This is a genomic window from Methanocaldococcus villosus KIN24-T80 (genome assembly GCF_000371805.1).
GTDB lineage: Archaea > AGJL01 > Methanococci > Methanococcales > Methanocaldococcaceae > Methanocaldococcus > Methanocaldococcus villosus.
The window spans coordinates 204,232-230,289 of record NZ_AQUK01000001.1; the positions used below are offsets into that span (position 1 = coordinate 204,232).

27 protein-coding genes are annotated in these 26,058 nt (G+C 28.7%); 12 read left to right on the forward strand and 15 right to left on the reverse strand.

From position 1 onward, the window contains the following. Positions 1 to 3 precede the first annotated feature (3 nt). The 3 genes from METVI_RS0101155 to METVI_RS0101165 are packed head-to-tail and all read right to left on the reverse strand — an operon-like array spanning position 4 to position 3,841. Positions 4 to 1,581: a DUF2341 domain-containing protein gene (locus METVI_RS0101155; RefSeq protein ID WP_004590142.1), complete on the reverse strand. Its 1,578-nt coding sequence runs from the start codon at positions 1,579 to 1,581 to the stop codon at positions 4 to 6. 5 nt (positions 1,582 to 1,586) lie between these two features. Next, on the reverse strand, positions 1,587 to 2,120 hold the full coding sequence (locus METVI_RS0101160) for a hypothetical protein (protein WP_004590145.1): 534 nt from the start codon (positions 2,118 to 2,120) through the stop codon (positions 1,587 to 1,589). Continuing rightward, the gene (locus tag METVI_RS0101165; protein ID WP_004590147.1) at positions 2,117 to 3,841 is read right to left on the reverse strand and encodes a DUF2341 domain-containing protein; all 1,725 of its coding nucleotides are present in this window, start codon (positions 3,839 to 3,841) and stop codon (positions 2,117 to 2,119) included. Before METVI_RS0101165 ends, METVI_RS0101160 begins: the two co-directional genes overlap by 4 nt. Before the next feature lie 83 nt (positions 3,842 to 3,924). Between METVI_RS0101165 and METVI_RS0101170 the strand changes: the two genes are divergently transcribed. Beyond that, positions 3,925 to 5,391, forward strand: a complete 1,467-nt coding sequence (locus tag METVI_RS0101170; protein WP_004590149.1) for a hypothetical protein — start codon at positions 3,925 to 3,927, stop codon at positions 5,389 to 5,391. On the opposite strand, the gene gatE is transcribed toward METVI_RS0101170, so the two are convergent. Both gatE and gatD read right to left on the reverse strand, forming a co-directional pair. Then, the gene (gatE, locus tag METVI_RS0101175) at positions 5,386 to 7,245 is read right to left on the reverse strand and encodes a Glu-tRNA(Gln) amidotransferase subunit GatE (protein ID WP_004590152.1); all 1,860 of its coding nucleotides are present in this window, start codon (positions 7,243 to 7,245) and stop codon (positions 5,386 to 5,388) included. The two genes, METVI_RS0101170 and gatE, sit on opposite strands and share 6 nt — an antisense overlap. Then, positions 7,235 to 8,500 (reverse strand): Glu-tRNA(Gln) amidotransferase subunit GatD, encoded by a 1,266-nt coding sequence (gene gatD / locus METVI_RS0101180; protein ID WP_004590153.1) that lies wholly within the window; start codon positions 8,498 to 8,500, stop codon positions 7,235 to 7,237. The genes gatE and gatD overlap by 11 nt, the downstream gene beginning before the upstream one ends. Before the next feature lie 62 nt (positions 8,501 to 8,562). On the opposite strand from gatD, the gene METVI_RS07125 reads away from it, so the two are divergent. The 3 genes from METVI_RS07125 to METVI_RS0101195 are packed head-to-tail and all read left to right on the forward strand — an operon-like array spanning position 8,563 to position 10,508. Beyond that, positions 8,563 to 8,994, forward strand: coding sequence for a Tfx family DNA-binding protein (locus METVI_RS07125; protein WP_017980941.1), 432 nt, complete (start codon positions 8,563 to 8,565; stop codon positions 8,992 to 8,994). Then, positions 8,973 to 9,746 (forward strand): oxygen-binding di-iron domain-containing protein, encoded by a 774-nt coding sequence (locus tag METVI_RS0101190; protein WP_004590156.1) that lies wholly within the window; start codon positions 8,973 to 8,975, stop codon positions 9,744 to 9,746. The genes METVI_RS07125 and METVI_RS0101190 overlap by 22 nt, the downstream gene beginning before the upstream one ends. A 15-nt stretch (positions 9,747 to 9,761) precedes the next feature. Further along, positions 9,762 to 10,508 carry a methyl-accepting chemotaxis protein gene (locus METVI_RS0101195; RefSeq protein ID WP_017980942.1) on the forward strand — a complete coding sequence of 249 codons (747 nt, stop codon included), beginning with the start codon at positions 9,762 to 9,764 and terminating at the stop codon, positions 10,506 to 10,508. On the opposite strand, the gene METVI_RS0101200 is transcribed toward METVI_RS0101195, so the two are convergent. Next, positions 10,499 to 11,590 (reverse strand): pyridoxal-phosphate-dependent aminotransferase family protein, encoded by a 1,092-nt coding sequence (locus tag METVI_RS0101200; RefSeq protein ID WP_017980943.1) that lies wholly within the window; start codon positions 11,588 to 11,590, stop codon positions 10,499 to 10,501. The genes METVI_RS0101195 and METVI_RS0101200 overlap by 10 nt on opposite strands. Further along, complete coding sequence (gene fsa / locus METVI_RS0101205; protein WP_004590162.1) at positions 11,591 to 12,250, reverse strand: fructose-6-phosphate aldolase; 660 nt, start codon at positions 12,248 to 12,250, stop codon at positions 11,591 to 11,593. It abuts the gene before it with no gap. Positions 12,251 to 12,385: 135 nt separating this feature from the next. Here fsa and METVI_RS0101210 point away from each other — a divergent pair, with 135 nt between their 5' ends. Further along, a complete protein-coding gene (locus METVI_RS0101210) occupies positions 12,386 to 13,213 on the forward strand; it encodes a F420-dependent methylenetetrahydromethanopterin dehydrogenase (protein WP_004590164.1) in 828 nt (275 codons plus the stop codon). On the opposite strand, the gene METVI_RS0101215 is transcribed toward METVI_RS0101210, so the two are convergent. Genes METVI_RS0101215 through METVI_RS0101235 form a run of 5 tightly spaced genes read right to left on the reverse strand, consistent with a single transcriptional unit; the run spans position 13,207 to position 16,785 of the window. Further along, positions 13,207 to 13,467, reverse strand: a complete 261-nt coding sequence (locus tag METVI_RS0101215; RefSeq protein WP_004590166.1) for a signal recognition particle subunit SRP19/SEC65 family protein — start codon at positions 13,465 to 13,467, stop codon at positions 13,207 to 13,209. The two genes, METVI_RS0101210 and METVI_RS0101215, sit on opposite strands and share 7 nt — an antisense overlap. Continuing rightward, the gene (gene corA, locus METVI_RS0101220) at positions 13,468 to 14,412 is read right to left on the reverse strand and encodes a magnesium/cobalt transporter CorA (RefSeq protein ID WP_004590168.1); all 945 of its coding nucleotides are present in this window, start codon (positions 14,410 to 14,412) and stop codon (positions 13,468 to 13,470) included. After that, complete coding sequence (locus METVI_RS0101225) at positions 14,409 to 15,443, reverse strand: DUF373 family protein (protein WP_004590175.1); 1,035 nt, start codon at positions 15,441 to 15,443, stop codon at positions 14,409 to 14,411. The genes corA and METVI_RS0101225 overlap by 4 nt, the downstream gene beginning before the upstream one ends. Continuing rightward, complete coding sequence (locus tag METVI_RS0101230) at positions 15,440 to 16,345, reverse strand: AEC family transporter (protein ID WP_004590177.1); 906 nt, start codon at positions 16,343 to 16,345, stop codon at positions 15,440 to 15,442. Before METVI_RS0101230 ends, METVI_RS0101225 begins: the two co-directional genes overlap by 4 nt. After that, positions 16,330 to 16,785, reverse strand: coding sequence for a phosphopantetheine adenylyltransferase (locus tag METVI_RS0101235; protein ID WP_004590179.1), 456 nt, complete (start codon positions 16,783 to 16,785; stop codon positions 16,330 to 16,332). Before METVI_RS0101235 ends, METVI_RS0101230 begins: the two co-directional genes overlap by 16 nt. 136 nt (positions 16,786 to 16,921) lie before the next feature. Here METVI_RS0101235 and METVI_RS0101240 point away from each other — a divergent pair, with 136 nt between their 5' ends. The 6 genes from METVI_RS0101240 to METVI_RS0101265 all read left to right on the forward strand — a co-directional run bounded on the left by METVI_RS0101240 (position 16,922) and on the right by METVI_RS0101265 (position 21,192). Further along, positions 16,922 to 17,656 carry an acyl-CoA dehydratase activase gene (locus METVI_RS0101240; protein WP_004590181.1) on the forward strand — a complete coding sequence of 245 codons (735 nt, stop codon included), beginning with the start codon at positions 16,922 to 16,924 and terminating at the stop codon, positions 17,654 to 17,656. Between the two features lie 32 nt (positions 17,657 to 17,688). After that, positions 17,689 to 18,186 carry a CD3072 family TudS-related putative desulfidase gene (locus tag METVI_RS0101245; RefSeq protein WP_004590183.1) on the forward strand — a complete coding sequence of 166 codons (498 nt, stop codon included), beginning with the start codon at positions 17,689 to 17,691 and terminating at the stop codon, positions 18,184 to 18,186. Positions 18,187 to 18,338: 152 nt separating this feature from the next. Beyond that, positions 18,339 to 19,460 (forward strand): double-cubane-cluster-containing anaerobic reductase, encoded by a 1,122-nt coding sequence (locus METVI_RS0101250; protein ID WP_026152846.1) that lies wholly within the window; start codon positions 18,339 to 18,341, stop codon positions 19,458 to 19,460. Positions 19,461 to 19,665: 205 nt separating this feature from the next. Continuing rightward, positions 19,666 to 20,124 (forward strand): YeeE/YedE family protein, encoded by a 459-nt coding sequence (locus METVI_RS0101255; protein WP_004590187.1) that lies wholly within the window; start codon positions 19,666 to 19,668, stop codon positions 20,122 to 20,124. Between the two features lie 11 nt (positions 20,125 to 20,135). Continuing rightward, entirely contained in the window at positions 20,136 to 20,609 is a 474-nt protein-coding gene (locus METVI_RS0101260) for a YeeE/YedE thiosulfate transporter family protein (protein ID WP_004590189.1), read from the forward strand. Positions 20,610 to 20,625: 16 nt separating this feature from the next. Beyond that, positions 20,626 to 21,192: a DUF3343 domain-containing protein gene (locus METVI_RS0101265; protein WP_004590191.1), complete on the forward strand. Its 567-nt coding sequence runs from the start codon at positions 20,626 to 20,628 to the stop codon at positions 21,190 to 21,192. A gap of 37 nt (positions 21,193 to 21,229) precedes the next feature. Here the strand turns inward: METVI_RS0101265 and METVI_RS0101270 are convergent, their stop codons facing one another. Beyond that, positions 21,230 to 21,982: a class I SAM-dependent methyltransferase gene (locus METVI_RS0101270; RefSeq protein WP_004590193.1), complete on the reverse strand. Its 753-nt coding sequence runs from the start codon at positions 21,980 to 21,982 to the stop codon at positions 21,230 to 21,232. Positions 21,983 to 22,097: 115 nt separating this feature from the next. Between METVI_RS0101270 and METVI_RS0101275 the strand changes: the two genes are divergently transcribed. Continuing rightward, a complete protein-coding gene (locus METVI_RS0101275) occupies positions 22,098 to 22,931 on the forward strand; it encodes an NAD(P)H-hydrate dehydratase (protein WP_004590195.1) in 834 nt (277 codons plus the stop codon). Here the strand turns inward: METVI_RS0101275 and METVI_RS0101280 are convergent. Next, on the reverse strand, positions 22,906 to 23,997 hold the full coding sequence (locus METVI_RS0101280) for a Coenzyme F420 hydrogenase/dehydrogenase, beta subunit C-terminal domain (RefSeq protein ID WP_004590197.1): 1,092 nt from the start codon (positions 23,995 to 23,997) through the stop codon (positions 22,906 to 22,908). The two genes, METVI_RS0101275 and METVI_RS0101280, sit on opposite strands and share 26 nt — an antisense overlap. Positions 23,998 to 24,012: 15 nt before the next feature. Continuing rightward, positions 24,013 to 26,034, reverse strand: coding sequence for a formate dehydrogenase subunit alpha (fdhF, locus tag METVI_RS0101285; RefSeq protein ID WP_081604661.1), 2,022 nt, complete (start codon positions 26,032 to 26,034; stop codon positions 24,013 to 24,015). Between the last annotated feature and the right edge of the window lie 24 nt (positions 26,035 to 26,058).

A 26,058-nucleotide genomic window follows, 5' to 3' on the forward strand; every position in this document is an offset into this window, starting at 1 on the left:
ACTTCACTCTATCTCTATTTTTGGTTTATATCCACAGCTTCCCCATTTATATGTAGCATTTGTAAACATGCCAATAATTGAATATCTACCATCATTAACCTTTATATACTGTTCAGGATCTCCATAATATATAGTACCTTTATAAGTTTTTGGTTTTTCTTCATGATAATCTAATATATTTCTCATTGGTTTTTGTGGAATAGCTATTATATTGCTAACATCTTTTAAAACTAACCAATCTACTAAAACAGTTGCATTTAATACCCCTTCAGTGCAGATAGATATTGGATAATTTTCATTTATATTTATATTTATTGATTTATTGTATAACAAATTATAATATTCATTATATATTCTAAAGCTAACTCTATCTTCTCCCCAGGATACAGAATAGATATAAAAGTTGTTTAGATATTTACTAAAATTAGGAATTTTAGAAAGATTTTGGCCATATCTCACATATAACCCTTCTTTTCCCCAAGAGGTATTATAGTAAATAAATCCAATACCATTAGAATCATTTTTAAAAAATCCTATAAATTCTGAAATATTTTCACTATCTAACTTCATAACACTAGAGAAATTTGCTCTGAAGATTAGCTCATAATTATATGAGAAGCTTCTTTTAGTAGAGAGTTTAGAATAAGGACCTTTTACATATAATAGCCCATTATTTATCCAACAACCTCCAGTAATTTCCCATGAGTTATTATCTAAATAGTTAAAATTATCAAACAGTATGAATGTTTTATGAGGATTTTCCCTATTAATTTTTGTTGAAGAGTTATATAATATGAATATTTTTCCATTAATTAAGTTATCTTCACTACAATTTACCCAAATAACTGATATATTGTTGTATCTCCACTTTTCTATCCAATATGGTAATAAAATATACTCATTAGCTATTTTAGAACTACCTATAATTCTTATTTCAGAGGGATCATTTGGATTTTTCATTAGTGTATAGTTAAAATTAGTGTTATTTAATATTATTTTAAATATGTGATGCCCATTACTAACATTAACATCTACTGGTGAGCAGTAACTCCAATTGTAATAAAACTTATTATTATAAACATAAGGATCAGGTATCTCCTTTAATGTTATTTCTTTAATTATGCCAATTTCCTTATTTATAATAATACTCACATTATTTTCTAACTCCTTTCTATATTTTAATAAAACTTCTCCAGTTAAAAGTATTCTTGTTGGCTCACTTGTAGGATTTATCCTTATATGGGACACAATAATTGTAAAATTATCCCTGCAAACATTATATAAAGTTTTATTTAATATGTATGTAATATTATTCTCAATACATTCTTCAGCTGAGGATGAATTATTAAAGAATCTATGTTCTTTCATCAATGTATAGCTAACATTTATAAAAACATCATTAACAATTTTATCTAAATTATGGTTTATGGTATGCTCAATATTTTTTTCAGCTAATGAGATCATTTTAACCTCTATCTCATTCTTAATCTCAGATGTTTTTAAATCTATTGTGTTGTAAAAAACAGATGTTATAGTAAAAACCAATAAAACTAATACTAAAGCAATTTGTGTATAATACATAAAAATCACTTTATATATAGCTTTACAATAACTGAAGAGATATTTTTAGAGTAATAAACAGGCATTAAAATGGGATAATTTAATTGTTTTTCAGCATACTCTTTAGCTATCATGTAATCAGGAAATCTTTTATCTAAAATGTCAATATATGTATCATTTCCATATATAATATACCAACCTTCAGATCTATTTAAAATTAGTGTAGCTATTATATAAGTGTTTGAAGAGTTAAAATTTTTTTCTATGATAGTTTCATTATTAATTTCCAGTCTATAACTATCCAAAGGTATAGAATTATTTAAAAGCATAATAGCTTTTCTTTTTATCTCTGTATCATTAAAGCTATACAATATTACAAAATCCTGTAAAACTCCACTTTTTATTAGTGTTTCCATTGTAGATAAACCTTTATCTATTTTATACTCATTTTTTACAGCGTCTAAATAAACATTATTATGCTCTACTAAAGAAACACTCCACATACCCAGCCCTACAATCAAGATAATAGTAGCTATTATCAAATCATAATCAAAAATCACCCTACCACCATTACAGAGATATTAGCTAAACTAAATGTTATAGTCTTAAAATCAATATTCTCTTCTGATGAAGCAAATGAAAATTCTAATGGATATTTTGAATAGATAATCTTTATTTCATTTAATCCAGGTTTTAATTCTTCAGCAATATCATCATACTCTTTCCAAAGACTGTTGGCATTTTTTCTAAAGATTTTACCATTTATGGATAATATTACATCATAATCTTTATTATACACTATAGGCTCTGGATTGTTGTAAGGTCTAACAAATACCCAATCTATATCTAACCAACCATCTTTATCAACATAAAATACTATTGGTAAAACTGTATTTGGGATATAGTTTGATAAAAAATAGTTTTGACTATCATTAACAATTAATACACTTCTCTTACTATCCCTAATTATCTCATATGTAACCCATGAATCATACAATTCATATGGTAGATACAGATATTGATAATGGTCTTCATCAATTATGCTATTTTCAAACCTTATATCTCCTCCCCATTCATAGTTAGTTACTATAGTCCTATTATAACCATCATAAAACCCAAAATAGGCATTGTGTTTCCTATGGAAATATACATGAGCTTTCATAGCATATTCCAAAGGAAATTTTTCAAAAGAAATAATATGAGATGTGTTATTTAGAGCTAAATATGTGAAATTTATATTATCATATTTACTTTTTAAAATACTAACATTCCCACTTACATTAAATAAACTTCTATTTAAATTAGAAAAGTTATCATAAAGTATAAAAACTCTCTTTCCATCACTTTCAGAATTGGCATTTGAATTACCATATAGCATGAATATTTCTCTAACTTCATTAGGAAGTAGATTCATTTTTACCCATGCTATTGTATGTTCTTTATTAATACTCTGTGGTTCTATCCAAAAATCTAATTTATTTCCATTACTATCTAAAAACCTTACATCTCTACAAAATTTATCCATCTTACCTTCATCAATATATTCCTTTGAATTAAATATTATTTTAACAGGATAATTTTCTAGATATTTATTATCTCTATTTTTTATCAATATTGGAGTGGCATACTTCCAATCACTATATAGTGAAAATGGGTTACTATCATTTGTTAAGATTTTCATGGAAAATTTTAATGATTTATTTGAATAAATATAAATTATATCTCCACATTTTCCAAATGCTTTATATTTTAATGGGTTATTTAATGTATTACTATCTAAAATTATTATTGGAATATAAGCTGAATCTTTATAAATAAATATAGCATAACCACCAATTCTGCTAATTTTTAGAGAGTTGTTTAGTGTAGTTGTATTAACTATATTTGAATATAATGATATATTTTTCCCATTAATTGTTACAATTATTTTATAATCTTCTAGCATGGAATAATTTACACTTTCTATTTCAGGATAAATAATAACATTGTTTTCAGAATAGTTATGACAAAGATCAAAAGTTTTTAGATTTATATTTCCAAAATATTTGCTGATGTCAATTGTATAAAATTTCTCTTGCGGAAATGAATATTTCTTTATATAATATCCTTTAAGTAATAGTGATTTATGAAATAAATCTATATCCTTTTTACTCTCAAAGTTTGTTAAAAAGTTATGCCCATATATTGAATAAACTAAATAAAATATAGATAAGAATATAAAAGCTACAACAACAGCCTCTAATGTAAAAATATATCCTCTTTTTGATCTAATTATTTTCATATTTTTCACATCCAATTTGTTAAACTAAATTATATATAATTTAAACATTATAATATATATATTACAAAAAGTTGGTGATTAATATGAGAGGACAACTATCATTAGAGTTAATCCTATTAACCTCTATAATTATTCTTTCAGGAGCAATATTAACTTATCAGTTCACTAAAATACCAAACTCTCAGTTAGCAAACTCTACTGAGTATGTTAAAGAAGTTAGTTATGCACTATTTGTACCTAATAAAACTTTAAAATCTCCTATTGTACCTACAGGTTCTAATATATCTATAACTATTCCAACAAAAAATGTAAGTTCTGAAGAAAATCAAACAATTAATGAAAGCTCTAAAGAAGAAAACCAAACATTTGGTAAGGCTAGTAGATTAAAAATAATTGTTAATGCTGAAAGTGAATTATTACTAACTAAAGATGTTTTGGAAAATGGTTCATGGATAAATGGAAAATTGCCTGGAACTATTGATAATAAATCGATTTATAATGCTAATGGTACAATACATTCTGATGGAACAAATATAAATTCAGGAGGTAGTTTAAAAATAGGTAACCTAAATGAAATAGAAAGTTTAGATTTAATCGTAAATAGCGATAATTTATTAGCAATAATTAAGGACATCACCATAATATCAGCAAATTTCAACAGTATAAATTATAAACTAAATATTATAAACTCTCATATATATAAATCTATCATTGACAATATAAATAGTAAAGGACTGGTTAATATTGAAAGATCATATGTTAATAATTTAAATGTTAATAACGCTATAAACGGAATCTTAAACATTACAAACTCTAATATTGATGAATTAAATGTAAATATTATAAATAGTGGAGGATGTTTAATAATCAAAAACTCCCATATTAAAAAATTAAATATAAAGCATAATTATGGTAAAGTAATTATAATAAATTCAATAATAGAGAATAGAAATATAAATAATGAGAACCAAGGTACCACAGAGGAGATCTCATCTAATATTAATATTGATTATTTTGAGTTAAGAATTGTAGGTAATGGTAAAGCTATATTAACTAAAGACATTATTAAAAATGCAAGCTATTCAGATAGCATACCAAGATTGATAAAAGGTAAAGATATTATAAAATTAAACCTATTAGGTAATGTTTATACAGCATCATCATCAGTAGTTGGTAATGGAGAACTTTGGTTAGGAAACATAAAAGAGATTGAGAAGTTAGTGTATGAAGAGAATGGTAATGCATACTTTGAAATAAATGGGATAAAAATAAATTTATTAAATAGTAATAGTAAAGCTGGTGTTGGAAACAGTGAAGTTTTAATTAAGAATTGTAATATAAATAGATCATACTTTAATAGAATAAATGGTAATTCATCTCTGATCATAGAAAGTTCAAATATTAAATATTTAGAAATTGAAAATATGATTAGTAAGTCAAGTTTGGTTATTAAAAACTCATATATTGAACATTTAGAGATAAGTAATAAAGGAAAACATACTAATATAATTATTTCAGATTCATATGTAAATGGTAAATATTATTCATAAAATATTCCTTATTTTTTCTTTTAATATCTCATTCACCATTTTTCCATCAGCTTTTCCTCTTAATTTTGCCATACATCTTCCCATTAAATACCCAAGAGCTTTATCTTTTTTCTCTTTAATAATATTGATATTTTCATTAATAATCTCTTCTACTATCTTTTCCACCTCTTCTCTACTCAATCCTTTCAATCCTTTAATCTCTAAGATTTCATCTATATCTTTATCAGGCATTTCACAAAATCCTTTTAAAACTTCAATTATACCCTCTTTAGCTAACTTACCACTAGAAAGAGCATCAAATAGAGAATATAAATGTTGTTTTTTAATATTTTCAATATTATATCCTTCTCTTTTAATTTCTTTTAAACTCTCTTCTAAGGTTTTTGCTATCAAAGTAGGTTTAATATTTTTGAATCTTTTACATAGTTCCTCAAATAAATCAACATAATAAGAAAACACCATTTTTTTAGCAAGCTCATCACTTAACATATATTCTCTCTTAAATCTCTCTATCTTCTCTTCAGGTAACTCTGGCCGTTCAACTTCAATATCTTTTATAAATATTGGTGGTATATCAGTTTCAGGATACATTCTAGCCTTTCCAGGTAGTGGTCTTAAATAAGAAGTTGTTCCATCTTCATTAGCTTTTCTGGTCTCTTCTGGAACTCCTATTAAAGCTTCTTTAGCCCTCTCAATTACAGCTTGTAAGGCTTTATTAGCTTTCTCTTCCTTATCAGCTACCAATACAATAGCATCATCTTCATCAACTTTTAAAAACTCCCTTAATCTTTTAACATCTTCTTCAGTTATTCCATATTTTGGTAATTCATCTGTATGTATTATTCCAGAAACTCCTGCTATAACCTTAGCCCTATCTGCAAATTCTGTTCCAAGTCTTCTACCTGGCTGTATCTCTTTTCCAACTAAACCTCCAAATTTCTTTAAAACAATAGCTTTAACTTTTCCATCTTTTAAAGCTCTTTTTATAATCTTAGAATTACAGTTTTTAAATATATCAGTTACATCATAAATCTCTTCTATAACTTCAGCATTTCTTTCTTTTAACTCATCCCTTATCTTTAACAAATTCAACTGTCTTAAAACTTCATATTCTACAACTTTCTCTATTAGATAAAGTTCTGAAACTCCTTTTATCTCTACTCTTGCTCCATCCTTTATAGAAATATTAATATCCTGCCTTATTGTTCCAATACCTCTTTTAACCTTACACATTCTTAAAATCTCTCCAATTCTTTTAGCAGTTTCTCTAGCCATCTTAGGAGAATTTATATCTGGAGCTGTTGATATTTCAACTAAAGGAATTCCTAACCTGTCTAAGTTATAAACTACTTTATCTCCTCTCTCTTCAACCTTTCTTGCTGCATCTTCTTCCAAACACAAACTTTCTATTCTAACTTTCCCATCTTCAGTTTCTACATATCCATCATAGGCTAAGAATATTGTTCTTTGAAATCCAGAAGGATTAGACCCATCTATAACAATCTTTCTCATAACATAAGCAACATCAACTGTTTTCATGTTTAATAACATAGCTATTTGTAAGGCTATCTTTAAAGCTTCTTCAGATGGCATGTGTGGAGGTTCTTCATCTAACTCAACAAGACAAGAAGAGTTGTTATATTGATAAATAAACTTCTTACCCTTTCTCATCTCCAATAATGCTGCTCTATCTATCTCTCCAAGTTCACTTAATGTTGCTCTCAATATCCTTTCCACTTCACCTTTAACCTCATTTGTTAATTCTGTAGGACAGTGACAGAACAATTTTCTTTCTGTGTTTAACTGCTGATGGATCTCTAACCCTACTTTTAATCCTATCTCATTATAATCCATAATTCCCACCATAAGCTTTAAAGTCACTTCTATAATTTATTTCTCCAACCATATTTTTATTTATTAGTTTTTTTACATCTTCTAAGCTATAATTTGCTAATAAATACATTAATTTGACATATGCTACTTCTGGTAACATATCTTCACATCCAATAACACCTAAGTTTAAAAGCTTTCTACCATTGGAATAAACATTCATATTCACTCTACCATTTATTGTTTGAGTAGTCATGATTACAACAACATCATTATCAATAGCATATTTTATGTCATCAAACACATATTCAGGAGCATGCCCTAATCCTGTACCTTCTAAAACAATTCCTTTATAACCCTTATCTACATAATATCTTATAATCTCTCCATCCATTCCTGGATAAACCTTTATTAATGCTACTTTTTCTTCTAATTTAGTATTAATTTCTACTTTTTTACTACCTTCTGATCTTTCAACCTCTTGTAAGTATATAATATTCTTACTAAATGGATCTATCTTAGCAATAGGAAGGCTATTTATTGATAAAAATGCATCTCTTCTTGAACTGTGACACTTTCTAACCTTAACTCCCCTATGTAATAGGCAGTATTTATCATCAGAAGTTTCATGCATAACAACAAAAACTCCTTTTATATTTTCTTTTGCTGCAATAACAGAAGATAGTAAGTTTAAATATGCATCAGATGATGGCCTATCACTACTTCTTTGGGCACCAGTTAAGATAATAGGAAAATCAGCATTGACCATAAATGATAGAGCTGCTGCAGTATAATTCATTGTATCTGTTCCATGAGTTATAACAATTCCATCAGCCCTTTTTGCCTCTTTTTTTATTTCTTCAGCAATTTTAATCCAATATTTTGGCTTCATATTTTCGCTTAATATATTTAAAATAGCTCTCCCTTCTATATTTGCTATATCAGCTATTTCAGGAACAGCTCTTATTAAATCATCAGCTGTAAAAGAGGGATGAACAGCTCCAGTTGAGTAATCAACCTTTGAAGCAACTGTACCTCCTGTAGATAAAATAGACACTGTTTTTTTATGTTTCTTCTCTATATTTAATGGTGGAAGCTCATATTTTGGTTTTTCTCCTTTTTTAATTACTCTCACATTCTTTATATTCTCTTTTAATATTCCTATATTATATCCATTTTTTAACTTAAGAGTTATAACATTCTCATCTATTGAAGGTAATAAAAGTCCTTCAAAAACCCCTTTATCTGTCTCTATTCTTACAACATCTCCAATCTCCATATGAATCACCTTTATAAAATATTTAGTTATAATATTAAAATTTTTATGATAATGGTGATAAAATGGAATCATTTCTAACAGAGACTCAAATTAAAGTTTTAAAACTTAGATATAAAGGATACACTCAAGAGGAGATAGCTAAAATGCTAGGTACTAGTAGGGCTAATGTGAGTATGATAGAAAAGAGAGCTAAGGAGAATATAAGGAAGGCATATAATACAATAAAGATATATAGAATGATTTTAGCTCCAGTAGAGATAGATATCAAAGAAGGAACTGATGTTATAAATATCCCCAATATTGTTTTTAGTGAAGCTGATAAAAAGAATATTAAAGTGAAATATAACACCTTACAAATAATAGAATTAATAAATAAAAAACTTAAAGATTATATTGAAAATAGAAAAGTAAAAAAAGGTTTTAAAATATATGTATTAAACAATGGGGAATTAGAGGTTTTGGGGGATAAATTATGGATGGAGAATATTTTATAAAACCTGGATTAGATCCTAAAAAAGATCATATATTGTATAGAGATAAAGAACATAAGGTTATATATCTTGGAACTTTAGGCTCTGGAAAAGGAGATGTGGATGTTATAAGTTATTTAATTGTTAATAAAGGTAGAGGATTCTTAGTAGATCCTGGAGGATATAATATCTTCCCAAAAGTATTGTCAAATATATCAAAATATATAAATCCAAAGAATATTGATTATATTTATATGTGTCATCAAGATCCTGATGTTGCAGGAAGTGTTCCTTTATGGAGATCAATAACAAATGCAAAGCTTGTTACATCATGGCTTTGGATAAGATTTTTACCACACTTCGGATTTGAAGATGTTGATACTGTAGCATATCCCTTACCTGATGAAGGAGAAACTTTAAAATTTGGATCAACAACCTTAGAATTCATTCCTGCCCATTTTCTACACAGTCCAGGTCATTTTTCAATATATGATAGGAGAAGTAAGTTTCTATTTACTGGAGATATAGGGATAGCTCTACCAGAAAAACCCATCTTAGTTGTTGAAGATATTGAAAAGCATATAGAAGCTATGAGACCCATACATGAGAGATTAATGCCTACAAGTTTAGCTATAAAGAATTGGTTAAATAGAGTTAGAGGCTTAGATATTGAGGCTATTTTACCACAACATGGGGGAATAATCCAGAAAAAAGATGTTCCAAAGTTTTTTAGATTTTTAGATAGCTTAAAATGTGGTGTTGAAGTTATGAAATAATATCTTGGTGATTTTATGAATGATGAGATAATAAAAAAATCATCAAGTATTCTTTCAGATGCTGTTAGATTAGAAGCAGGTAGTAAAGAGAATTCAAAAATAATAAATGAATTAGCAGAAGAAATTAGTGGAAAATTCTTAGAAAACAATGCTGAAATAATGACAAATATAGAGAAATTGTCAGAAATTGTTAAAGATCTTGAAACTTTTAGGGATGATTTTTTACCTTTTTTTAAAAAGATGGAAAAGTTTGCATCAGAATTTAATCAACTTGTTGAAAATTTGAGATACATTTCTGATATAACTAACTCAATTGAAGAAGTGGCTAAATTCACTAACTTACTAGCTTTAAATGCTACAATTGAGGCTGAAAGAGCCAAAGAATATGGAAAAGGTTTTGCTGTAGTAGCTGATGAAGTTAGAAGAATGTCTAATAAGACTATGGAACTTGCTAAAAAGATAAAAAAATTCAATAATCAAGTTTTATCAAATTTAGAAAATCTTAAAGAAGTTCTTGATGTAATAGACAAGATAAGATCAGGATCTGAAATGTTAGGAAACGATATTGATAAAATCATTAATATAAGTAATAAATTAGATTCTATAACCCAAGAACAAGAGAAGATTGTACATGATATTAAAGGATTAAAGGGATTAGCAATATCATTAGAACATTTTAGTAAAATCCAAACAAAGTTTAATAAAGAGTTGGGAGAGTTGTTAATTGAAATTGTAAAAGAATATAATAAAAATCAGAGATAACCAAGCTCTTTTAATGTCAATTCAATACATGAGAGAGTAGCATAAACATCTTTCTCTTCACAAACACCCATGTGTCCAATTCTGAATATCTTCCCTGATAAATGTCTTTGTCCACCAGCTATAACAATATTGTATTTCTTATCTAATATACCCCTAAACTCCTTATCATCTATACCCTCAGGATATTTAGCAGATGTTACTGTTATTGATCTTGCTCTCTCTTTAGCAAATAGTTCAATATTTAAGTTCTCTAATCCTTTTCTTACTATCTTAGCTAAATTCTCATGTCTTCTTACTCTATTCTCTAAACCCTCTTCTAACAATAATTCTAATGCTTTATTTAGTGCAAAAACTAAATTAACTGCTGGGGTATAAGGTGTTTGCTTTTTTTCATAATAATAGTTTTTATATTCTTTAAGATTTAAGTAAAAGTTTTTTGGTGTATTTTTCTCAATAACTTCCCATGCTTTTTCACTAACTGTAATTGCAGCTAATCCCGGAGGGGCAGCTAAACATTTTTGAGAACCTGTTACACAAATATCAATATTAAATTTATCTACATTAACATAATCCCCTCCTAAGGATGATATTGTATCAACTATATATATAGCATCATAATCTTTCACAACTTTACCAATAGCTTCAATATCATTTCTTGCTCCAGTAGATGTTTCATTATGAACAACAGTAACAGCTTTTATATCCTCATTCTCATCTAGAATTTCTTTAACTACTTTAGCATCTGCCATATCTCCATATTCTACTTCTAACTTTACAACTTCTCCTCCATATGTTTCCACTATCTTAGCAAATCTTTCCCCAAAAACACCAGTAATAATTGTTAAAACTTTATCTCCTTTATTAATAACATTAGATATAGCCATATCCATTGCTGCTGTTCCAGAACCAGTTACTATAAAGGTGTCATTGTCAGTAATAAACACTTTTTTTAACTTCTCTATAGTGTCTTCTAATAACTCACCAAAATCTTTTGTTCTATGACCAATAATTGGTTTTGCCATAGCTAATAAAACTTCTGAAGGTATCTTGGTAGGCCCAGGAAGCATTATTAATTTTTCCATTTAATCACCTTTAATAACTCTCTTATATTCCTCCCAGTCTTTTAAGAATCTTTCTAAACCTATGTCTGTTAGTGGATGATTAAATAGCTTTTCCATAACTGATGGAGGTATTGTGGCTATATCTGCTCCAATTTTAGCAGCTTCCAATACATGCCATGGATGTCTTATAGAAGAAACTATAACTTCTGTTTCTATTCCATAGTTATTAAATATTAAAACCACATCTTCAACTAAACCCATTCCTACATGTCCAATATCATCTAATCTACCAATAAATGGAGATACATAAGTAGCTCCTGCTTTTGCTGCTAATAAAGCTTGTAATGGAGAAAAGACTAATGTTACATTAGTATCTATTCCCTCCTCTGACAAAACCTTAACAGCCTTTAAACCATCTCTTGTCATTGGGATCTTTACAACAATATTGTCAGCTATCTTGCTCAGCTCTTCTGCTTCTTTTATCATACCTTCAGCATCAGTTGATATAACCTCAGCACTAACAGGCCCATCTACAATAGAACATATCTCTTTTATTAATTCTTTAAACTCTCTTTTTTCCTTTGCTACAAGTGTAGGATTTGTAGTAACACCATCTATCAATCCAAGCTCTGCATATTTCTTTATCTCATTTATATTTGCAGTATCTAAAAAAAACTTCATCATCTCACCCTTAAAAATTATTTCTAAAATAATTATTATTAAAACTTTTTAAACTTTATTTTCCATCTTATGTGAAAAAATAATAATAAACATTAAATACACTAAAAGCTAATAATATTATTTTGGTGATGTACAATGATAAAAATAGCTATAATAAAATGTGGAAATATAGGGATGTCTCCAATGATTGATTTATCATTAGATGAGAGGGCAGATAGAGAAGATATAATCATCAGAGTGTTTGGTAGTGGACCTAAGATGGATCCAGAATCTGTTGAAGAAGTAACAAAAAAAGCTATTGAAGAAAATCCAAATTTAATTATATATATTGGCCCAAATCCTTCAGCCCCAGGACCTAAAAAGGCTATTGAGTTGTTAAAAGAGTGTAAAATACCATCCATAATTATTGGAGATGCCCCAGGAATAAAGATTAAAGATAAAATAGCTGAAGCTGGTTTAGGTTATATAATAGTGAAATGTGATTCAATGATTGGAGCAAGGAGAGAATTTTTAGATCCAACAGAAGTAGGATTCTTCAACTCTGATATAATAAAAGTTTTGGCAGGGACAGGGGCTTTAAGAGCTGTTCAAATGGCTATTGATAAGGTTATATCTGAAATAAAAGAAGGCAAAGAACCAGAATTACCAAAATTAATTATTGATGAAGAGAAGGCTGTTGAAGCTATGGAATTCACAAATCCATATGCTAAAGCTAAAGCAATGGCAGCTTTTGTTATTGCTGAAAAAGTTGGAGATATAGATGTTAAAGGCTGTTTTATGGTAAAAGAAGCTGAAAAATATATACCAATAGTGGCATCTGCACATGAGATGTTAAGGTATGCTGCTAAGTTAATAGATGAAGCTAGAGAACTAGAAAAAGCTAATGATGCTGTTAGTAGAAAACCTCATGCAAGAGATGGTAGGGTTTTAAGTAAGAAGAGATTAATGGAAAAGCCTCAATAATTTTTAATTATTTTACATATTTCTTTTAATAGCTTTAATTTATTTCCTTTATAATCTAACTCAATACATCCACAAACTTCCCAATGTTGTCTAGGATATCTTTTATCTCTTATTATCTTTCCCTCAAGACCTAATTTTTTTAAAGCTTTTTCAATATCTTTTAAGTTAGGATTTTCAATAGCTAAATTTTTTGGAACTCTTCTTCCTTCTTTTCTAGTTTTATTTTTATCTATATATGCAGGCCATATTATCATTCAAATCCACCCTGCTCTTTTAAATATGTATGTAAATAACATTATTAGCATTATCATAAGTGTTAATACCAACCAAAAACCATAGGGATTGTCTGATAAAGGGAGATATTCAAAGTTCATTCCATATATCCCAGTTATCCACATAGGAATGGCAAATATAGTTGTTACCATTGTTAAAATTTTCATTATTTGATTCATCTTCATATTTTCTAATGATAGGGATATGTCCATCATAGAAGTTAAAACCTCTCTATATGTTGATAATGTATCTATCAGCTGCAAAGTGTCATAATAGAGATCCTCAAAATTCTCCCTATCCTCTTTTGTAGTTATTGGCAGTAATCTTCTTTTCAACTGTATAAGTACATCTCTATTAGCCATTAAAGATTTGTGGAAATAAACCAATGTTTTTCTTAAACTTAAGATCTCTTCAATCATTTCCCTATTATACCCTGTTGTTAAATAATCTTCTAATTTTTCCAATTCATCTTCTAACCCTAATATAATTCTTGAATACCCTCTTGTAATTTCATTTAAAATATTGTATAATAAAAAACCTATACCCTTTTCAAATATAATTTTTGGCTTTTTTGTAATAACAATATTAAATAATCTCCCAATGGCCTTTATCTTATCTGTGTGCATTGTTAATATAATATTACCTTTAATAAATATCCCTAAAGATGTTGTTATAATATCTTCCTCATATAGTGGAGCTTTATAAATAATTAAATAATAATCTTCCTCTTCTTCCAATCTTGGAAACTCTTGCTCATCTAACCCTACTTTTAAATCATTAATTGGAATATTTACTTTTTTAGATAATTTGTATAACTCATCATCTTTAGGATTGTAACAATCTATCCAAACTATTTTATAATCTTTAAAATCATCATCCAATTTTAATTCTACTACTTTATCTTTATATCCAACTATTGATATCATTCTTCAACCTTCACAAATAGTATTATTGACAATATCATTATAACTAAAATGTAAATGATTATTCTAATAGCAAATCCTGTAAAATCCAATTTTCTCATTAAAAATTCTCCACCAGAAAGTAGAAGTTCTCTAACTATAAATATACATATTAAGTAGAAGAAGTATTTTTTTAATATCTCAAGTATGTCTTCATTTGTATGAATAATAGTGTCAATAAATTTTCCTACTAATAAGACTATAAGAGAAAAGAGTAATATATTAGAGTAGTTTAATAAGAATTCTCCTACATATCCATTTATTGCTGTTGCATGTAAATTGCTAACTGTATATACACCCCCTATAGTTAATATAAATATAACTATAATAATAGAGATGGGAAATACCCTTCCAAATGATAGTTCTTTACCTTCTTTAATTTTTTTAAATATTATATTTTTAACTCCAAGACCTTCTGATAAAATATACAACCCTATCAAACCAATAACCAATCTCCAACCAATATCAGCAAAAATAGCATATAATAATAGTGAAAATCCTACAAAAGTTAATATTAATGGTATATACTCTTCCATAGTCTTTTTTATAAATTCTTGAATTAAATAATATGTTGATTCTAAAGTTTCACTCTGCTTTACAACAATTCTCTTTTTCCAAATAAAAATATCCTTGCCCTCTAAGTATTTAACTATAACCTCATCCTCTTTACCATCAGAAATTAAATAGATAAAATTAGGATTGTACATATAGATCAAAAAATCTAACTGCTCCTTCACTTTTAAAGCACATTTTTCTGACTCAACATCTTTATATCCAGATATAGTAGCTATCTCTACATCTTTATTTTCAGCTTTTAATTCATCATAAATCTTTATTCCTCCTAAAATAGCATTAACATCACTATCCCCAGGATCAGCAATACCTAATTTTATTAAAGCCTTTATATTATCCTCTCTACCTAAAATAGGTGTCTTTATTCCTGCCTTTCTACCTAAATCATCATCCATATCAACGATAAGAACAAGATATTTCATAATATCAACTCCCACAAAGCTATTATGAATAATGATAAAACTGTAGTTATAAAAATAGCTGAAGATATTATCTTAACATCCAAATCATATAAACTACCTAAAACTAAACTCATCATTGCTGAAGGCATAGAACTTTCCACTAATAGAACATCTCTTTCCAACCCTTTTATATTTAATAACTCAGAAATTGACAATGAGAATGCAGGGGCTATAAGAAATCTAAATATTGAAGCTAAAATACCAAAAAATATTCCAAATCTCATAGCATTTGGGGAGAGGGATATTCCAAGAGATAACATAATTAGTGGCACAGTTGTTGAGGATAGATAATTTATTGTCTTTAATAGGAAATTTGGCAAATAAGTAAGCTTAAAATTGAATAAAACCAATATTATAGAAAATATGGCTGTTATCAATGGGGGAAAGGTTAAAACTTCTCTTATAACATTCCTCCCACCTTTTCCAAATTTTACCCCTACATAGCTTCCTACAAGCATTGTTATAAAAACAGAACCAAGATCACAAAAAATAGCTCTTACTAACCCTTCATCTCCAAATAAGTTTAATACAACTGGATATCCTAAAAATCCAGTATTTCCTAGCATAGAAATAAGAATTAGACTACCAAGCTTTTTATTATCCAAGTTTAAAAATTTTCCTAAAAAATATGAAATAATTCCACACATTAAAAAAGAAAAAAATAAGGCTATAGGTAATTTTAAAAAAATAATAACTTCTGACTTAGATAAGTTTTTTAAAATGGATAGAAAAATAGTTGATGGCATAGCAATGTAGATAACAATATTATTTAAAATCCTTCTATCACTCTCTTTCAGAATATTAAAAAATTTTAAAATATATCCTATTAAAACTAAAGAGATAATAATTAATACTGTTTCCATAATCTTCTCCCTTCTGTGTCAATTTCCCCTTTTCTAATTCTTGTTGTTGATATAGGTTTTCCATTTTCAGCTAAAACATAATCAAACACTATAATTTTCAATGGCTTTAAACCATTTTTTTCTCTAATTTCATTAATTTTTTTTGCATTATTTAGTGTTTCTTCAGTAACAACTATAATATCATAGTCATTATAAATAGCATCTCCAAAAGGATCATTAATTATTTTAATTTCATAATCTGCTTTAATCTCATCTAAGAATTTCTTCAAATTTCTTAATCTAATGTCTAAACTATTTATTTCATGTTTTTTATATTTTTTAGCAAAATCATCAGAAGTTATCCCAATAATCAATTTTCCCAGTTTAGAAGCAAACTTTAAAAGTTCTTTATGGCCTTTATGTAGAACATCAAATGTTCCTCCTACAACTACTTTTTTCATAATTTCAATCCTTGTAAACTTTGAAAAATATTTTTATTATTAATTAATTTTATATTTATTTGAGATATTAAGATTTCTAAAATCCTAATAGAAAAATTTAATAATATCTGTTGTAATAATACTATTTGGTGAAATAATGATTCTAGGTATAGATGTTGGCTCAACAACAACAAAAATGGTTCTAATGGATAATAAAAAAATAGTTGATTATAAAATAGAAAATATAGGAGTTGTTGTTGAGGAGGAGGATATTTTAAAGATGGTTAATGAGTTTGAGAAAGAATATAATATCAATAAAGTAGTTGCTACTGGTTATGGAAGACACAAAATAACTTTTGCAGACAAAATTGTTCCAGAAGTTATTGCATTAGGAAGAGGAGCAAATTATTTTTTCAGGGAAGCTGATGGAGTTGTTGATATTGGTGGGCAAGATAGCAAGGTTATAAAGATAGATAAAAATGGAAATGTTGTAGATTTTATCCTATCTGATAAATGTGCAGCAGGAACTGGGAAGTTTTTGGAGAAATGTATAGAGATTTTGAAGATTGAGGATGACATAAATAAATATAGATCAAATAATGTTGCTAAAATCTCATCCATGTGTGCTGTCTTTGCAGAGAGTGAAATTATCTCCTTATTAGCTAAAAAAACACCAAAAGAAGATATTTTAATGGGGGTTTATGAGAGCATATGCAATAGAATTGTCCCAATGGTAAATAAATTAGGGATAAGTAATATTGTTTTCAGTGGAGGAGTTGCAAAGAATAGGGTTTTAGCAGAAATTTTAAAGAAAAAGTTAAATAAAAGTATCTTAATTCCAAAAGAACCGCAAATTGTTTGCTGTGTTGGTGCTATATTGAAGGGCTTTTAAAATCTTTAATCTTTTAGAATCTTGGTGGGAAGATGAAAGGAAAGAAAATTGCAATTGTAGCTCACTGCATATTAAATCAAAATAGTGTTGTTAACGGCTTAGAGAGGGCAGAAGGGGCGTTTAATGATGTTGTTGAATTGCTTTTAAAGAAAAATTATGCTATAATTCAACTCCCATGCCCAGAAATGCTATATTTGGGGATAGATAGGGTAGGAAAAACAAAGGAGGAATATGATACTGAGGAATATAGGGAGCTTTGTAGGGAAATTTTAAAATCAACAATCAAATATTTGAGAGAATATAGTAAAGAAGGATTTAAATTTATTTTAATTGGAATAGAAGGGTCTCCGACATGTGGGATTTTTAAAACTGTAACAAAAGAAGGATTAATAGATGGAAGAGGTATTTTAATGGAGGAATTTTTAAAAATGTTAGAGAATGAGCATATAGATTTGAAGAAAATTGATTTTCCAGTAAATATGAATGAATACAACAAATTTTTAAAAGAATTAGAAAGATTGTTGATGTAGAATTTTCTTTTTTGTATTCGATACTATTAAAAACTCTAATCACCTAATTATTATTAAAATTTTAAATAAAAATGTTTTTATACACTTACATTTTAAAGAAATTTGATGATTTTTGAAGATATGTTATTAAAAAATCTAATAACTAAGGTGATATGATGGAGCTAAATGCAATAAAAAAACTCATGGAAAAATTTGCAAATAGGAAAGAACAACTCTACAAACAAAAAGAAGAAGGAAAGAAAGTGTTTGGTATGTTCTGTGCATTTGTTCCAATTGAATTAATATTGGCAGCTGATGCTATTCCAGTTGGCTTGTGTGGAGGTAAAAATGACACAGTTCCAATTGCAGAGGAGGATTTACCAAGAAATCTCTGTCCATTGATAAAATCATCTTATGGATTTAAAAAGGCAAAATCATGCCCATACTTTGAGGCAGCAGATGTGATTATTGGGGAAACAACATGCGACGGTAAGAAAAAGATGTTTGAGTTATTGGAAAGAATGGTTAAAATGCATGTTATGCTCCTTCCATACATGAAAACAGAAAAAGCAAAGGAATTATGGGTTGAAGAGGTTAAAAAATTAAAAGAGTTAGTTGAAAAGGAAACAGGTAATAAAATTGATGAAGAAAAATTAAAAGAGAGTGTTGAAAAAGTAAACAAAATGAGAAAACTTTTCTACAAATTATATGAGTTAAGAGCAAACAAACCAACACCAATAAAAGGTCTTGATGCTTTAAAATTGTTCCAATTTGCTTATTTGTTGGATATTGATGATACAATAGAAATTTTGGAGGAGTTAGTTAAAGAGTTAGAAGAGAGAGTCAAAAAAGGAGAAGGTTATGAAGGTAAAAGGATATTAATAAGTGGTTGCCCAATGGTTGCTGGAAACACAAAAATTGTTGAGTTAATTGAGGAAGTTGGTGGGGTTGTTGTTGGTGAGGAAAGTTGTACTGGAACAAGATTCTTTGAGAATTTAGTTGAAGAACCAACTATTGAGGGTATAGCAGAGAGATACTTAAAAATCCCATGCGCATGCATGTTCCACAACGATGAGAGGATAGAGAACATCAAAAGATTGGTTAAAGAGTTGAATGCTGACGGGGTTGTTTACTACACATTGCAGTATTGCCACACTTTCAATGTAGAGGGGACAAGAGTTGAGGAAGAACTTAAAAAAGAAGGCATTCCAGTTATTAGGATTGAGACAGATTACTCTGAAAGTGATAAAGAGCAATTAAAAACAAGATTAGAGGCATTTATTGAAATGATTTAAATTTTTAGGTTTTTTTCTTTTTTCTTTTTGTTATGTTATTATTTGTTTTTATTTTTCTTTTTTAATTTTCTAATTGTTATTAATTTTTTTAATAACTTTATATTGATTAAACTTCTTAAACAACAAACTATATATATCATTTTTTGAAGAAAAATAAAATGATTTAGACAAAAATGCTATTAAAAATTCTAATAGGTGAGGGCGTATGAGAATTTCTCCATTAGTTGCTGGTCTTATAGGAGGTTTCTCCGCTGCGCTGTTGCAGGCGTTTTTTAAGGTATCTCCACCACCAGCGTATGGGATTTGTATCGCCTGCCACACAAGAGATTTGGTCAATTGGATTGTAAATGCAATTTTTGGTACAACTTTACCAATGGCTCCAGTTTCAAAGGTTTTTCCAGTTTTAACTGTTGTTGGTATTTTTATTGGAGCATTTATCGCAGCTAATGTTCATAAGGAGTTTAAGATAAAACAAACACACAATCCAATAGTTGGTTTTGTTTTGGGAGTTTTGGTTGTGATATTTGCGTTGTTGATGGGTGGATGTCCATTGAGGGAAACAATAAGAACAGCCTATGGAGATGTTATTGCATTGATAAGTTTAATAGCAATGTTTACTGGTGTAATTGTGGCAAGTGAAGTCTATTTAAAAAGAAATGTTTAAGGTGGTGATAGATGGAATACTTGCATGCAATTGGAACATTCATATTTGGAATCCTTTTAGGTTATTTATTTCAAAGAGCAAGAATGTGTTTTATTGGAGGGATGAGAGACTTTTATTTAATAAGAGATACATGGTTAATTAAAGGTCTCTTTGGGTTTTTTGGTGGAGCATTATTAGGTTATATAATATTTAGTGCTATGAGTAAAATTCCATTCTTCCCATGGATTGCTGTAAAAGGCTTTACCCCAATCCCAGGAGACCCATTAGGTAAAGCAGGAAGTTTAGTTGGACATTTAATAGTTGCTATTATTGGTGGATTTGGAGTTGGATTTTTCTCAGTTATCCAAGGGGGTTGTCCATTGAGAAACTATGTTATGGCAGCAGAGGGGAATAAGACGGCGATTGCATACATATTAGGACTTGCTGTTGGAGCAGTATTGTTCCACACCGTTGTAGTTCCTATCGTTAAGGCAATACTGTTATAATCTTTTGGGGAAATTTATGATCTTAAAGAAAATAAAAAAATTACTTAGAAAGAAAGGTAATGAAGAAAAAGAATTTGAAGGTAGGGGATTGATAATTTTTAAAAGTGTTAAAGATGCAATGAAAGCAGAAAGTATTTTAAAGAATTATAATGTTAGAGTGGTGGCTCCTCCTTATGAGATAAGAGAAGGTTGTGATTTAGCATTAGAGTATGATTTGGTAGATGAATTGGGAATTAAGAGAGAATTAGAAAAAAATAATATTAATCCATTAAAATTCATCCCTTTAAATGATTATTCCTTAAAACCTCTTGAATTAATAAAAATTAAAGAAATTGATGGATTTATTATGGTAAGATGTGGAAATATGAAGATAACAATTGATAAAGAAGGGAATATTGTAAATATCTCTGGCGGCGGATGTCCAGATGTGCCATATTTGGCATTAAAATTAAAGGGAAAAAATATTAAGGATATTAAAGAGGATGAGACTCCAAAAAGTTTGGGGTATACATTATGTGCCTATACTTTAAATAAGGCATTTGAAAAGGCAAAAGAATTGATAAATTTAAAAAATAAATTTTGATTAGATATTAGGTTAGAATTTAAATTAAAATTAAGATTTAAATTTTATATCCTTCAACAAGAAAATATGATTTATTTTTCCAAGCTATTCTATATAGAAGAGGGACATTTTTATTTAGCTTCTCTCTAATCCATTTAAGATCTCTTACAGAGATATTTGACAAATTTGCTCTTTTAAATAGGTTTATAACATCTTCTGGGTTTGAACCTCCATAAAATGGGAGTTTTTTATTGATTCCTTTCTTTTCATAAATATCCATATTTTTCCAAGGATTTCTTCTCTCATATATTATTATTGCTACCTGCCCAATAGCTTTTCTAATCTTTTCCTCAAGAGTTTCCTCTTTCCATCTACCATCAATAACAACAACTTTTCCTCCTTTTCTTACAACCCTACTCCATTCATTTATTGCTCTATGTGGATTTGGCAGTGTCCATAATAAATGCCTATTAATTACTGCATCAAACTCTTCATCATTAAAAGGTAAATTTTCAGCATCAGCAATCATAAATTCAATATCTAAACCTTTCTTATTAGCTTTGTTTTTTGCTTTCTCCAACATTCTCTCCGATAAATCAATGCCAACAACCTCATATCCTAACTCAGCTAACAGAATAGCTAAAAATCCAGTTCCAGTTCCTACATCCAAGATTCTTAGCTTTTTATCTCCAAATATATCATATAAAACACTTCTCCAAACCTCAGGCAAACCGGAATGTCCTGGTGAATTGTCATAGCTTTCACTTCGTATATCCCAATATTTTTTAATACATTCTTTTACATCTTCCATAATACCCCTTTATATTATTAAATATGAATAATTAAAATTTTTGTATTACAAAATTACTTATAAGATATAAAAATATTTAAATTATATATAATAAAACTATATCAAGGTTGATAGTATGATTATAGCAGGGACTATTCCAATAGAAGGACTAGAGTTAATAAAAGGGAAGCCAATACTAAAAGGAAATAAAATAATTATAAATAACAAAGAATTTCCAATATCTATGGGAACTTGTGCATTGATAGGAGCAGTTTTAAAAACATTAGAATATTTTGATGAGAATAATATTCATGTTATAACTGCTGGAGATATTGGAAAAGGGGATGGGAGTTTAAAGATTTATGATGCATTGAAAGAAGTTGATGATGATTTACTTATAATACATTACATAAAACCAAAAATATCTTATATAAAAGAAATTGATTTTTCTCCAAAGATTATTGCTGATGCTGGAGGAATGTATGCAGCAAAAGCAGCAAACATAGGGGATAAATTTCATTTATTTTTACCTGATGTTGGTGAGTTAGCATTTTTAGCAGATGAAAAGGCATCCCATCCTGCCTATGTGAGAGGTTTTATATCTGAAGTAGATAATAAAGAAGTACCTGAACTAATCAGAAGAGCTTATGGAAAATCAAAAATGCCAAAATATATGGTTGTTAAGGGAGAAAAAGATTATATAGTTGAGGATGGAAATATTGCTGAAATAATAGATTCTCCAAAAATAGAGGCAATGGAATGCATTGGAGGTACAGGAGATACTCTAACAGGAATTATTTCCTCTTTAATAAATTGTGGATACAAAACAAAAGACGCCTGTGTTTTGGGATGTAAAATAAATAGAATATTGGGGGAAATTTCTAATGTAAAACCAAATACACAAATTAATGAATTAATCTATAATATACCAAAAGTTCTAAAATTTATCCTAAATAAAGAGCTTTTTTAATCTTTAAATATACTCTATGGGTTATATATGCAAGAGGAATTTCCATTGGGCATACATCTTCACACTGTCCACAGTTTATACAATTTTTTGATACACACGATAATCTAATTCCATGAAATATTGCAGGGTCTGGAGGAATTTTACCATTTTCTGAAATAAACTCTAACTTACAATTATTACAAATACATATTGGGCAAGCATCTCTACATCCATAACATTTAATACATCTATTCCAATATTTTTGCCATTCTTCAATACTTATATAGCTTTCTTCAAAATGTCTCTTTTGAAAAATTTTAGCTAATTTAATCATATTCTCCTCTATCTTTTTCCTAATCTCAATGTTTTTCTTAGATGGTTCTTTAATTTTTATATAACCATCTTTTTCAGCATTTTCAACAAGATTTCTACCTTTCTCTGAACAAATCTCTATAAAAGTCCAGCCCTTCTCTGCCCCCCAATTTCCACATGCTAAATCAGCATTTCTTGGAATTTTTAACTCACACCTTTGACAATTTTTTCTTCTTCCAAAACCTTTTTCCTCCAATTTATCTATTTTAATAGCTTTATATTTTCCATTTTTCAATTTAATGATAAACTTCCCTTTATCAATCTCTTCTTTCACAACATCTTTTGGATCAACTTTATAAAACAACTTTATCATTTTCATTGCTTTAATTGGATTTATAGTTCCCCCACAGTTTAAGCCTATCATATAAATATTATCTAAATTTATTTGATTTAACTTTGCTAACTCTCTTATAGCCATGGCATCACAAGGTTTTACTGAAACTGCAATTTTCTTATCTAAAAAATAATTTTTTATTATCTTTCCAAAATTTGTTGAAGTGCAGTGTAAAGAACCAGCAGTTTCAATTAACTCTTCTGAGTTTGTTATGAACACTGGAATTCCATCGTAAATGTCTTCCCCTTTTTTTAATGTTAAAACACCATCAACAAGCTTTTTATCTAAAAGATATTTAAACAGTGCTGTAACTGCTCCACCACATTCTGCCCTTTTCAAAATTTCTTCATTTGTAGCTTTAGCTAATACATATTTACTCAAAATTTCACCAAAATTTCATAATATTTTTTCAACTCTAACAGCACATAACTTAAGTTCAGGAATCTTACTTTTTAGATCTAAGATATTGTTTGTCAATATATTAGCTTTAGTTTCTGCAAAGTGAAATGGCATAAATAAAACCCCTTCTTTAATATCCTTAGAAATCCTCACTTTTACAATAACTTCCCCTCTTCTTGATGATACCTTTACTAACTCATTGTTTTTAATTCCCAATCTTTTAGCATCTTCTAAATTCATCTCTATATATCCTTCATTAATTTCTCTTATTATATGCTCACTCCTTCTTGTCATTGTTCCTGTGTGATAATGAAATATTATCCTTCCAGTTGTTAAAATAAATGGATATTCTCTATCTGGTAACTCCATTGGGTCTTTATATTCTACTGGATGTATCACTCCTAAACCATCTGAAGTTAAAAATTTATCAGTATATAAAATTGGAGTTCCTGGGTCTTTTTCATCTTTGCATGGCCACTGTATTCCATCAATTCCTAGTCTGTCATATGTTATCCCTGCATATTGGGGAGTTACTTTCCTAATCTCTTCAAATATTTCCCTTGGAGAGTTATAATTAAATTTATATCCCATCTTCTCTGCAAGTTTTTTTATTATTCTCCAATCTTCCATTGCCTCTCCTGGTGGATTTACTGCCTTTCTTATTCTTTGCACTCTCCTTTCAGTGTTTGTAAATGTTCCGTCTTTCTCTGCCCAACATGCTGCTGGAAGAACCACATCAGCAAGTTCTGCAGTTTCAGTTAAAAATATGTCTTGAACTATTAAGAAATCTAATGATTTCAAAGCATGTTCAACATGTTTGACATTTGGATCTGATACCATAGGATTTTCTCCCATTATGTAAAGACATTTTATCTCTTTTCCTGATTTTTCAATCATTTCAGGAATTGTTAGCCCAATTTCATTATTTAATTCAACACCCCAAAATTCTTCAAATTTTTTGTAAGCAAGATTTATTTTTTGATAACCAGGAAATACATCAGGTAAAGCACCCATATCACAGGCTCCTTGAACATTATTCTGCCCTCTAAGGGGATTAACTCCAGTTCCTCTTTTCCCTACATTTCCAGTTATCATTGCTAAATTACATAATGCCTTTACTCCATCTACACCTGATGTAAATTGGGTAACCCCCATACAGTAAATTATTGATGCCCTATCAGCACTTCCATACATTTTTGCTGCCTCTATGATCAACTCAGGAGGAACTCCACAGATTTTTGAAACATATTCAGGAGGGTATTTTTCCACAACTTTTTTTAACCCTTCAAATCCTTTTGTTCTATTTTTTATAAATTCCTCATCAATTAACCCCTCTTTTATAATCACATGCATCATTGCATTTATTAAGGCTACATTAGTTCCAGGATTTATTTGTAAAAACAAATCAGCATTTTTAGCAGTTATTGTTTTTCTTGGATCAACTACAATTATTTTAGCACCTTTTTCTTTTGCCTTAACTATTCTTCTTGCTATTAAAGGATGTTGTTCAAAAGTGTTAGAGCCAATTATAAATATACAGTTAGCATCTTCAATATCTTCAATTGAGTTTGTCATAGCACCAGACCCAAAGGCCTCCCTTAAAGCCAAAACAGTTGGTGAATGTCAAAGTCTTGCACAGTGGTCTATATTATTAGTTTTTACAACTACTCTTGCAAATTTTTGAAAAATATAATTATCTTCATTGGTACATCTTGCAGATGAAAAAAACCCTACCTCTTCTGAAGAATACTCCATTAGTCTATTTGCAATCAAATTCAATACTTCTTTCCATGAGGCTTCAACAAACTCTCCACTCTTATTAATTAGTGGCTTTTTTAATCTGTCTTTACTATGGATAAATTCATAACAATAGCTTCCCTTAATACAAGTTTTTCCCTCATTTATTGGATGTCTTTTGAATGGGTAAGTTCCAACAACTTTCCCATCCTTTACAATCAAATCTATCCCACAACCCACCCCACAGTATGGACAAATTGTATGAACAAATTTTAATTCCATTAATATCACCATTATTCTAATTTG

Bases quoted from the DNA above. Each gene is read 5' to 3' on its own strand.
- METVI_RS0101155 (WP_004590142.1), bottom strand. From the start codon at position 1,581: ATGTATTATACACAAATTGCTTTAGTATTAGTTTTATTGGTTTTTACT.
- METVI_RS0101165 (WP_004590147.1), bottom strand. From the start codon at position 3,841: ATGAAAATAATTAGATCAAAAAGAGGATATATTTTTACATTAGAGGCT.
- METVI_RS0101170 (WP_004590149.1), top strand. From the start codon at position 3,925: ATGAGAGGACAACTATCATTAGAGTTAATCCTATTAACCTCTATAATT.
- gatE (WP_004590152.1), bottom strand. From the start codon at position 7,245: ATGGATTATAATGAGATAGGATTAAAAGTAGGGTTAGAGATCCATCAG.
- gatD (WP_004590153.1), bottom strand. From the start codon at position 8,500: ATGGAGATTGGAGATGTTGTAAGAATAGAGACAGATAAAGGGGTTTTT.
- METVI_RS07125 (WP_017980941.1), top strand. From the start codon at position 8,563: ATGGAATCATTTCTAACAGAGACTCAAATTAAAGTTTTAAAACTTAGA.
- METVI_RS0101190 (WP_004590156.1), top strand. From the start codon at position 8,973: ATGGATGGAGAATATTTTATAAAACCTGGATTAGATCCTAAAAAAGAT.
- METVI_RS0101195 (WP_017980942.1), top strand. From the start codon at position 9,762: ATGAATGATGAGATAATAAAAAAATCATCAAGTATTCTTTCAGATGCT.
- METVI_RS0101200 (WP_017980943.1), bottom strand. From the start codon at position 11,590: ATGGAAAAATTAATAATGCTTCCTGGGCCTACCAAGATACCTTCAGAA.
- fsa (WP_004590162.1), bottom strand. From the start codon at position 12,250: ATGAAGTTTTTTTTAGATACTGCAAATATAAATGAGATAAAGAAATAT.
- METVI_RS0101210 (WP_004590164.1), top strand. From the start codon at position 12,386: ATGATAAAAATAGCTATAATAAAATGTGGAAATATAGGGATGTCTCCA.
- METVI_RS0101215 (WP_004590166.1), bottom strand. From the start codon at position 13,467: ATGATAATATGGCCTGCATATATAGATAAAAATAAAACTAGAAAAGAA.
- corA (WP_004590168.1), bottom strand. From the start codon at position 14,412: ATGATATCAATAGTTGGATATAAAGATAAAGTAGTAGAATTAAAATTG.
- METVI_RS0101225 (WP_004590175.1), bottom strand. From the start codon at position 15,443: ATGAAATATCTTGTTCTTATCGTTGATATGGATGATGATTTAGGTAGA.
- METVI_RS0101230 (WP_004590177.1), bottom strand. From the start codon at position 16,345: ATGGAAACAGTATTAATTATTATCTCTTTAGTTTTAATAGGATATATT.
- METVI_RS0101235 (WP_004590179.1), bottom strand. From the start codon at position 16,785: ATGAAAAAAGTAGTTGTAGGAGGAACATTTGATGTTCTACATAAAGGC.
- METVI_RS0101240 (WP_004590181.1), top strand. From the start codon at position 16,922: ATGATTCTAGGTATAGATGTTGGCTCAACAACAACAAAAATGGTTCTA.
- METVI_RS0101245 (WP_004590183.1), top strand. From the start codon at position 17,689: ATGAAAGGAAAGAAAATTGCAATTGTAGCTCACTGCATATTAAATCAA.
- METVI_RS0101250 (WP_026152846.1), top strand. From the start codon at position 18,339: ATGATGGAGCTAAATGCAATAAAAAAACTCATGGAAAAATTTGCAAAT.
- METVI_RS0101255 (WP_004590187.1), top strand. From the start codon at position 19,666: ATGAGAATTTCTCCATTAGTTGCTGGTCTTATAGGAGGTTTCTCCGCT.
- METVI_RS0101260 (WP_004590189.1), top strand. From the start codon at position 20,136: ATGGAATACTTGCATGCAATTGGAACATTCATATTTGGAATCCTTTTA.
- METVI_RS0101265 (WP_004590191.1), top strand. From the start codon at position 20,626: ATGATCTTAAAGAAAATAAAAAAATTACTTAGAAAGAAAGGTAATGAA.
- METVI_RS0101270 (WP_004590193.1), bottom strand. From the start codon at position 21,982: ATGGAAGATGTAAAAGAATGTATTAAAAAATATTGGGATATACGAAGT.
- METVI_RS0101275 (WP_004590195.1), top strand. From the start codon at position 22,098: ATGATTATAGCAGGGACTATTCCAATAGAAGGACTAGAGTTAATAAAA.